The organism is Saliniramus sp., from assembly GCF_035311605.1.
In the GTDB taxonomy this organism is placed as follows: Bacteria; Pseudomonadota; Alphaproteobacteria; order Rhizobiales; family Beijerinckiaceae; genus Saliniramus.
Genome location: NZ_DATGCW010000325.1, coordinates 1 through 3,264, shown reverse-complemented (window position 1 = coordinate 3,264; position 3,264 = coordinate 1). Strand labels below are relative to the sequence as shown.

Genomic DNA, 3,264 nt, shown 5'->3' with positions numbered 1-3,264 from the left:
CGCTGCTCGAAGATGACGCAATCCGGCGCGAAGGCGCGTGCGGCTTCGGCGACATCGGCGCGATCGGGCCCGACCACAACCGCGATGCGCGTGGCGCCCGCCGCCTGAACGGCGCTCAGCACATGGCCGAGCATCGGCCTGTCGGCGATTTCATGCATCACCTTTGGCTTGTCCGAGCGCATCCGCGTGCCCTCGCCGGCGGCGAGGATGATGGCGAGGCAAGTGCGGGAAGAAGAATCGTGCGACATGGCCTGTTCCGATTGCTGCGAGAACCCGCTGCGTCATTGCCCGATCACGGGCTGCGGCGCAATCATGTGCGGGCGCACCCCGATGCGCGCGGATGAGCCGCATGCGGGAACGCAACCTGGAGGAACTTGCGAAAATCGCGGGCAAATACGCCATCACAGGCGAAATCGGCGTTCGGGAAATGGGAAAAAAGGATATTTTTGTTCAATTTCATGATTTTCAAAAAAAGGGCCGCAATATCTGCGGCCCAAGTCAAGGGAGGAAACGAACCCACAAGGGGGCGATTCAGAGACGAAGACCCGAATCACACTCAAAAATGTAAGTCAATCCGCAGATTTTTTCAAGCATGACAGTTTTGAATCAGACCCAATACATGAGGATAACACGAATCAGCGTAAATCTTTTACTTACGTGAAGAGCCTTCCAAATAAAAGAGTTCGAAATAAAAATTAATACGACGAAATTGAAGATGTTTCTTCATGCCTTGCAGAAGGCGCGCAGGGCCCTGCCCGATCCGCCACCGGCTCACGCACGTACACGATACCGTCAACGGATTGCGCAGGGCTTGCATCATCACGCAGCCGGGTCTCAAGTGGCGATGCACGCACCGAGCAACCAGCAACGGGTGCATGATAGTCAGGCGTCAGGACGGAACATGGTCGATCACCCGACGAAGAATACGGATATTGCAGATGATACCGCGCCGCCAAAGCTCAACGGCAAGCGCGGGCTGTGGCGCATCGCGCCTTTCTTGGTTCTGGCCACGCTGATCGCGGGATTCTTCGCGCTGGGCCTCGACGCCCATGTCAACCTCCAGACCGTCGCGAACAACCAGGCCGCGCTCACGCGCTTCGTCGAAGAGAATTTCGCCATCGCGATCATCGCTTATCTCATTTTCTACGCCGTCTTCGTTGCCGTCTCGATCCCCGGCGCCGCCGTTGTCACGGTGACGGGCGGATTTCTCTTCGGCACATTGCTGGGCGGCACGCTCACCGTCATCGGGGCCACCGCCGGAGCGACCGCGATTTTCCTGATCGCCCGCACAACGCTGGGCGATTTCCTGCGCCGGCAGGCCGGCGGAGCGGTTTCACGCATGGCCGACGGCTTTCGCAAGGACGGGTTCAATTATCTGCTGGTGCTGCGGCTGGTCCCGGTCTTTCCCTTCTTCGTGGTCAATCTCGCCCCTGCCTTCCTCGGCTTGAAGCTGACGAGCTTCGTCGCAGCCACTTTCATCGGTATTGCCCCTGCGACCTACGTGTTCTCTTCGGTCGGTGCGGGGCTGGGCAGCGTGCTTGCGCGCGGCGAGGAGATTTCGCTGGGCAGCGTGATGACGCCGCAGATCATCACTGCCCTCATCGGCCTCGCCCTGCTCGCCCTGATTCCCGTCGGCGTGCGGCGCTGGCGCGAATGGCGCGGATTGCGCCGCTGATGCCAACAGGCGCGGATCTGATGACGCACAATCATATTTCTCTCGGGGGAGACAACCATGCGGGTTCGCAAGATCACCTTTCCAGGCCATTCCGATGCATCGCTCGCGGCGCGGCTCGACCTTCCGGAAGGGCCGATTCGGGCCACCGCGCTGTTTGCCCATTGTTTTACCTGCTCGAAGGACATTGCCGGCGCACGCCGCATTGCCGGACGGCTGGCCGCACTCGGCATCGCCGTCCTGCGCTTCGACTTTACGGGGCTGGGCCATTCCGAGGGCGAGTTCGGAAATACCGGGTTTTCCTCAAATATAGCTGATATCGTGGCGGCGGCGCGCTGGCTCGCGGATGAGGGCATGGCGCCGCAGCTTCTGATCGGCCATTCGCTTGGCGGTGCGGCGGCGATCGCGGCAGCGCCGGAACTGCCGGAACTCAAGGCGCTCGTGACCATCGGCGCGCCGGCCGATCCCTCCCATGTGCTGCACAATTTCGGCAGTTCTCTCGCTGCGGTCATGGAAGATGGCAGCGCCACGGTGGAGCTTGCGGGCCGGCCCTTCGAAATCCGCCGCGACTTTGTCGAGGATGTCCGCGCCGCGCGGCTCGATGCAGCTCTGGCGAAGCTGCGTACAGCGCTGCTGGTGATGCATGCCCCGCGCGATCATGTGGTCGGGATCGAGAATGCCGCCGAACTCTTCACTGCCGCGCGCCATCCCAAGAGCTTCATCACCCTCGACGATGCCGATCACCTGCTCAGCCGCGAGCGCGATGCAGAATATGCCGCCGACGTCATCTCTGCCTGGTCGGCCCGCTATCTCGATCTTGCGGAGGAAGCATCTGCGGACAACGCCCCGGAGGGCGTGGTGCGGGTGGCCGAGGCCGATCCGGCAGGTTTTCGTCAGGATGTCACGGTGAACGGTCGACATCAGATCGTCGCCGACGAGCCGCAAGCCCTGGGCGGCAGCGATCTCGGGCCGAGCCCCTATCAGCTGCTCTCGGCGGGGCTGGGCGCCTGCACCACCATGACCATCCGCATGTATGCGCGCCGCAGGAAGATCGCCCTGACCCATGTCACCTGTGACGTGACCCACGAGAAGAGCCATGCGGCGGATTGCGAGGGCTGCGAGGCGAATCCGGGCAAGATCGACGTCTTCCACCGCCGCATCCGCCTCTCGGGTGATCTCGACGAGGAGACCCGGCAGGCGCTGCTCGCCATCGCCGACAAATGCCCCGTCCACCGCACCCTGCATGCGCAGGCGCGGATCGAAACGGAACTCGTGCAGGCGTGATTCCGCACGCGCCCGCGATTTCCATCGCCCTGCACTCCCGTGCTTGAAATCCGGGCCGGGGAGGAAGCGCCATGCCGGACAAGGTGGCAAACGTCACGACGCGCCGCCCTCGTCGTGGCGGTGGAGAAGGAATTCCGGCTGCACCATGCCCGCGCCGTGGCCATCGTGGCGGGATTGATGCTGTTTCTGGGCCTGCCCTCGGCGCGCAGCTTCACACCGGTGGAGGTCACGGTCGCCGGCATGCCCTTTCTCGATTTCACGGACCATTTCGGTCGGCACCAACACGGTGATCGCTTCCGGGGTAATCG

Annotated in this window: 5 protein-coding genes; 4 read left to right on the top strand and 1 reads right to left on the bottom strand. The window is 62.6% G+C overall.

Going from position 1 to position 3,264, the window contains the following annotated elements; genetic code table 11:
- On the bottom strand, positions 1-248 hold a 248-nt coding region (locus VKP01_RS14520; protein WP_324413505.1), incomplete at its 3' end, for an NTP transferase domain-containing protein.
- 101 nt (positions 249-349) lie between these two features.
- Between VKP01_RS14520 and VKP01_RS14515 the strand changes: the two genes are divergently transcribed.
- From VKP01_RS14515 to VKP01_RS14500, 4 genes are all read left to right on the top strand, one after another.
- On the top strand, positions 350-568 hold the full coding sequence (locus tag VKP01_RS14515; protein WP_324413503.1) for a hypothetical protein: 219 nt from the start codon (positions 350-352) through the stop codon (positions 566-568).
- Between the two features lie 333 nt (positions 569-901).
- A complete protein-coding gene (locus tag VKP01_RS14510) occupies positions 902-1,675 on the top strand; it encodes a TVP38/TMEM64 family protein (RefSeq protein WP_324413501.1) in 774 nt (257 codons plus the stop codon).
- A 57-nt stretch (positions 1,676-1,732) separates the two neighbouring features.
- Positions 1,733-2,956, top strand: a complete 1,224-nt coding sequence (locus tag VKP01_RS14505) for a bifunctional alpha/beta hydrolase/OsmC family protein (protein WP_324413499.1) — start codon at positions 1,733-1,735, stop codon at positions 2,954-2,956.
- Between the two features lie 114 nt (positions 2,957-3,070).
- Positions 3,071-3,264: hypothetical protein (locus tag VKP01_RS14500; protein ID WP_324413497.1), on the top strand; the 194-nt coding region annotated here is incomplete at its 3' end.